General features: G+C 35.2%; 6 protein-coding genes. 3 read left to right on the plus strand and 3 right to left on the minus strand.

Going from position 1 to position 5,014, the window contains the following annotated elements; all coding sequences use genetic code 11:
- Window positions 1–177 precede the first annotated feature (177 nt).
- On the minus strand, window positions 178–480 hold the full coding sequence (locus tag FTV37_RS16300) for a hypothetical protein (protein WP_179995781.1): 303 nt from the start codon (window positions 478–480) through the stop codon (window positions 178–180).
- 73 nt (window positions 481–553) lie between these two features.
- Window positions 554–1,072 (minus strand): plasmid replication DNA-binding protein, encoded by a 519-nt coding sequence (locus FTV37_RS16305; protein WP_179995782.1) that lies wholly within the window; start codon window positions 1,070–1,072, stop codon window positions 554–556.
- Window positions 1,073–2,149: 1,077 nt separating this feature from the next.
- Between FTV37_RS16305 and FTV37_RS16310 the strand changes: the two genes are divergently transcribed.
- The 3 genes from FTV37_RS16310 to FTV37_RS16320 all read left to right on the plus strand — a co-directional run bounded on the left by FTV37_RS16310 (window position 2,150) and on the right by FTV37_RS16320 (window position 4,672).
- A complete protein-coding gene (locus FTV37_RS16310; protein ID WP_180009727.1) occupies window positions 2,150–2,434 on the plus strand; it encodes a hypothetical protein in 285 nt (94 codons plus the stop codon).
- Window positions 2,435–2,632: 198 nt separating this feature from the next.
- On the plus strand, window positions 2,633–3,784 hold the full coding sequence (locus tag FTV37_RS16315; RefSeq protein WP_163143596.1) for a hypothetical protein: 1,152 nt from the start codon (window positions 2,633–2,635) through the stop codon (window positions 3,782–3,784).
- A 105-nt stretch (window positions 3,785–3,889) separates the two neighbouring features.
- On the plus strand, window positions 3,890–4,672 hold the full coding sequence (locus tag FTV37_RS16320) for a hypothetical protein (protein ID WP_257222496.1): 783 nt from the start codon (window positions 3,890–3,892) through the stop codon (window positions 4,670–4,672).
- 25 nt (window positions 4,673–4,697) lie between these two features.
- Here the strand turns inward: FTV37_RS16320 and FTV37_RS16325 are convergent.
- The coding region (locus FTV37_RS16325) for a transposase (protein WP_024439811.1) at window positions 4,698–5,014 on the minus strand (317 nt) is incomplete at its 5' end.

Genomic DNA, 5,014 nt, shown 5'->3' on the forward strand with positions numbered 1-5,014 from the left:
CTAAAATTAACATAATACACCTTATACGAAATGTGTTATAATTTTCTTTAGAAATCAATGCTGTAGTTTCTAGTTGATAGCCCAATCACACCCGATTGGGCTTTTTTTATGATTTTTCATGTTTCACGATCAAAAAACAATCAATGTTCCACGGTTTTGTTTAGCTTTGGCGAATAATCAATGGATGCCATTGAAGCCTCTTAGGTCTTCCGTTTTCTCAAAAATGAAGTCTCTGCGATCCAGGATTAGACAGTTTTTATTGTGTCGTCTAATTGATCGTGTTGCCTTACTGATGTCGTGACAATCCCAAAATCGCTCTGTTCCTGTGATTGCCGCTATGGGGTGTGCATCTTGTGCAATATAAATCAGGGAAACTACTATTTGTCTGCCGTTTTCATAGCGTTTCCTGGCGAATACAACATGATGTGCAATCTTAAGAAATTGGACTGTAGATTTATTTAAGCGTTCTTGAACAGACATAACTTATCTCCAAAAGCATAAGTTATTATATCAACTAATTTACAACTAATTTACAACTAACTGTTGTTTTATATTAGCCATAAGGTTTAAAAAAACGGCTCCAGAACCCCCTTTTTTCTAGTTCTGGCTCAATATGTTCAGGGACAGGAATACGTTTATTCCCGATGACCTCTGATTCCTTAGGAGGCATAGCTATGACGTCCTCTTTTTCTTCTACCGTGGATTCTGCTTGTTTTGATTTTGGATCATCAGATTGCGTTGTATTGGTTTTTGGAGCTTCCAATAGTCGTTGCATAGTTTCAATTTGATTTTGATAGAAGCTTTCTCTATTTTTTGCATCATCCAACTGATTTTTTAGTATGTCTATCTGCTGTCTAAGTAGTAAGACTTCTGCCGAACTTGGACTGTCTACTTTTACAGATTCTTTTACATCGGTTTTTTTAGCAGGCTCACCAAAAACACGAATAGCTTCTGAAAAATCAATTTTATTATCAGAATTTTTACTTAAAATTCCTTTATTTATATGATTGTAAATTGTCTGTCTATTTATGCCGTAAAGCTTGGATAATTCAAGAACTGAAAGACTTTTCATGTTGTAAAGTGATGCCTATTGTTGTCTAAAGTCACTGTCTAATAGACTGTAAAATTTACAGACTGGATAGATATAGTTTTACATATATACCATCTGATTTTATCTAATATTTAAATTGTTGTATTAACTAGACTGTCTAAAAATCTTGGACGGGTTTATAAAAATTAATCAAAAACAAATAGATATTGGTGTATTTAATTTGAGCAAATAACAATTTTTTTTTGAAAAAGAGTGAAACTTATTTTTTAATGAAAATAGAAATTAATCAAATAGATGTAGATGATTTTTTAATAAGAAATTAGAAAGAGTGAAAGTTAAGGGCTTGAATTGAGTAAAAAAAAACCGCTGACACCTTGCAGTATCAACGGGTTTTTCTTATATTCAGCGGTACGCAGTTATTTGATGTTGACGCATCAGATAACGAAGATCAGCAGAGCTACCAACTCGTGCAGATTTCACCAAAGGCTTGTACCTGTTCGCACATTTTAACGTTATGAGCAGTAATTTCAAGTCAAAACATGAATTACTTCGTTATTGAATCGTTTTGTGTCCATTAAATAAGCAATCTTGAATTCGAGCTTTGCCCGCTTCTGCGTGTCCGTTTATTCGGGTCTAGGCATGTGGTGTGGGTGGATGGAATAAAGCGACGCTAGCGCACCACAGCGATTGTTTTACAGTAATGTAGAGCAGGAGTTGCTACTAGGGGATATCGACAAAGCAACAGCGTGATGAGTAGTTCAGGGATGCTTTAAATTGTATGTTGGGGAAACCCTCGCAGAGAGAAGTGACCTGTTCGGTTTGAGAACGTGTCGATGCGGTGTGTGAATCGTAATCTCAGCCTGTGTAGGAAAGCACAATTACCTACTGTCGTGGACGACCGATGCGTGGCTCCGTCAGCCCAAATTGGTGTTCGGCAATACTTTAAGAGCAAGCAATTTTTTGTAAGCTCTTAGGGTGAGTATTGCCGAAACTCTCTCAACATTCACCATCAGCCCAGAGTAAAACGAAGGCTGTGGAGAATGTTGAGAGAGTGAGAGCATTAAAAAAAATATTTTTATAAAATTAAATGGTGATGATATGAAATCTACTTTAGAAGATCTTGAATGGTTTGAAATGATGTTTATTGCAAATCATAGAGGTATAAAAACGCTAACATCTCAAATTAAAGAAGTTCGTAAAGAGTTAAAAGAAAAAGAAGCTTTAGTAGATCCTAAGGATGAATCTATTCAGAGTCTAAAATTGATTTTGAGTCATTTATTAGATTCCAGAAAATTTTTGAAAGAATATGAGCAAAAATTTGATCATATGCTGGGAATGCAAAGAATGTTTAGTGTTGATCTTGAACTTTTAAAAGATTTTTAGTCCTGGATTATTCGGGTATTGGAACTCTTATTTATACATTTACCAAAATTGATCAAAAAAAACGCTATTTTATAAAAATGGTGTTTTTTATTCTTTTTTAATCAAAGATAAACTTTTATGCTTTCCGCATAAAAGGTATATTTTGATTAGATAATGATCTACTACACAACAACGAAAACAGACTGTCTTCTCAGTCTTATGCAATGCATTTCGAATGGAAGGGCTAAGTTTTGGTTTTCTGATACTGTGCTTTTTTCAAAGTTCCATCATGTGCTTCCAAAATTAATTTTGAAGTATGGCCTCGATCTGACTGAATCTGAGCGTAAGAAAAAATCGGACTACGGGGAACCAGTATGGAGTCTGGTCATCAATTATGATCCAGCCAAAAGTGAGGTATTCCAGTTTTGGTTATTTACCACAGGCTACAGAGAAGCGCGAAGAAGTAAGCTGACGCTAAAAGAAATACTCGCCAAAAATTCGAGCATGGTACAGAAGCAAAAGTTGAATAGTCTTTTGACAACCAAAAGAGAAAAACTGTTGCACTATGGGGATTATGTACTGGGACAATACATTGAGTTTAGTGATCTTAAGCCACAATTTTCTCGGGTTTATTATCATCCTGAACGCTTTGGCGTTATTTTTAATGTTCATGCCAAGCGTGTAAAAACTATTGATAGTAACCAAGATCTGGTTTATCGGGTGTTTAAGCCTTTTGATGCATCTGATGTCAGGCGTTTTTCCAGTATTCAACGTATTTTCGGCTTTGCTTTTTTAGAAAATGAACATACACGTTGGAATCAGGCATCCGTGAGTGCATTTTTACTGCAACGGTTTGGAATTAAATTTAACGATGACGTGAGCTATAACGAGCGGTTGAAAGAGCTAACTCGTGCATTACGCGGGGTTCGTAAAAAGCATTTGGAGTTTTTTCAACGATATTCTCAGAAGAAAATCCGTTTTACCTGGTATCTATCGCAAGAATTTATGCAGTCGGCAACGCGGGAGTTGAATAAAAAAATTGATTTAATTTCGACTGAACAGGCTGATCGTTTGAAAGAAGCCACTTTTAGATTGAGTTCTAAGGGAACTTTTCATGGTACACGTCATCAAATTGGCACGTTACAGGCTAAAATGAGATCGATATTAAATGCCCGAAATCCCGAGCAGAAGAAGCTGAATCAAATGTATTTTCCAAAAAACTTACACTATGTACGCTTCACTGCCAAGAAGGCTTGGAGTATGAAAGAGTTTGAAGTGGCTTGTCGAAATGCAGATCAGATTTATTTGAATAAACGGAATAAGCGAAAGCCTAAAGATCAACGATTAAGAAGAGACAGAAAAAAATGCTAAAGCTTTTTTTCTTAAATTTCGCATAAGAGATTTTATGTTAAATAAAGCCTTTTAACTGACTAAAACTTATGAAAAAATGTATTTTTAATTCTTAAAATATTAAGTATGCATTCTTTAGCTCCGTACACTATAAGAACTTATGATCAGCAATATTTTAGACTTCATAATACTTATCCTCCTTTAGATAAGATTTTAGGTCGATTAGATCTTTATACGATTTTTAAGGATTGTTTTACTGAGAAAGGTATAGACTTTCATATAGTTGAAGATGAAAAGAAAATTTACAGAATCGTTGATCTTCAAGTTGATGATAAAACTAGAATTATTAAAGGTTTTTTACAACAAGGAAACTACGGTCTTAGGTCTGATATTATAAATATTGACACAGGAAAAATAGATTATGCAAAGACAGAAAAAAATGCTGAATTAATTAATTACTATTTTTATCTAAAAATTCCTCTTTCATATAATGAAGGCTTTGCATTTTTTCAGTGCTATAAAAGTGTAAGTGCTAAAACACTGATTTTTAACATTCTATATAAATATTACAAAGAAAAAAGCGGACTAGTATTACAATTTAAATCATTAACAGATGATAAATCTTTTGATGAATGGAAACAGAAAGCACAGGTGAAAGAAATTAAACTGACTAAATTTACAGGTATCGATGATAAAGCTCAGAGAATCTCAAATTTAGGTCATCGAGAGAATATTGAAACAGTATTAATGATGAAGCCTAAAAAAGGTAATTTCGGCTTGTTAAAAAACTTTCTCACGCCTAATACAGATCAATTTAAAGCCGTAGAAGTGTGGGAAGAGGAATGTCAGCAAGTTAAGACAGTTGTTAGTTTAAATGGCAAAAGTAGGACTTTTACTGTCGGTAGGTAAGCGTCCGCTGAATCCCATACCAATTTTAATTCGATTTAGGTTTCCAGCAGTGTGGCAGTAACTCTTCAATCTGGGTCACTTTATGTGTCGGCAGCCTTTTCAGCACATCACTTAAATAGGCATACGGATCCAAGCCATTCAGCTTTGCTGACTGGATTAACGTCATGATGTTTGCCGCTCGCTGACCACTGCGCAGCGAACCTGCAAACAGCCAGTTCTTGCGCCCCAACGCCCAGGGACGCATCTGATTCTCGACCCAATTATTGCAAATAGGTAGATTGCCATCATCCAGATAGCGGCTTAAAGCTGGCCAACGCTTCAGAGTGTAATTGATGGCCTTGG

The organism is Acinetobacter sp. YH16042 (assembly GCF_013417245.1).
GTDB lineage: Bacteria > Pseudomonadota > Gammaproteobacteria > Pseudomonadales > Moraxellaceae > Acinetobacter > Acinetobacter amyesii.

Coding starts and splice junctions, on each gene's coding strand:
- FTV37_RS16300 (WP_179995781.1), bottom strand. CDS start 480: ATGTCTGTTCAAGAACGCTTAAATAAATCTACAGTCCAATTTCTTAAG.
- FTV37_RS16315 (WP_163143596.1), top strand. CDS start 2,633: ATGCAATGCATTTCGAATGGAAGGGCTAAGTTTTGGTTTTCTGATACT.
- FTV37_RS16320 (WP_257222496.1), top strand. CDS start 3,890: ATGCATTCTTTAGCTCCGTACACTATAAGAACTTATGATCAGCAATAT.
- FTV37_RS16310 (WP_180009727.1), top strand. CDS start 2,150: ATGAAATCTACTTTAGAAGATCTTGAATGGTTTGAAATGATGTTTATT.
- FTV37_RS16305 (WP_179995782.1), bottom strand. CDS start 1,072: ATGAAAAGTCTTTCAGTTCTTGAATTATCCAAGCTTTACGGCATAAAT.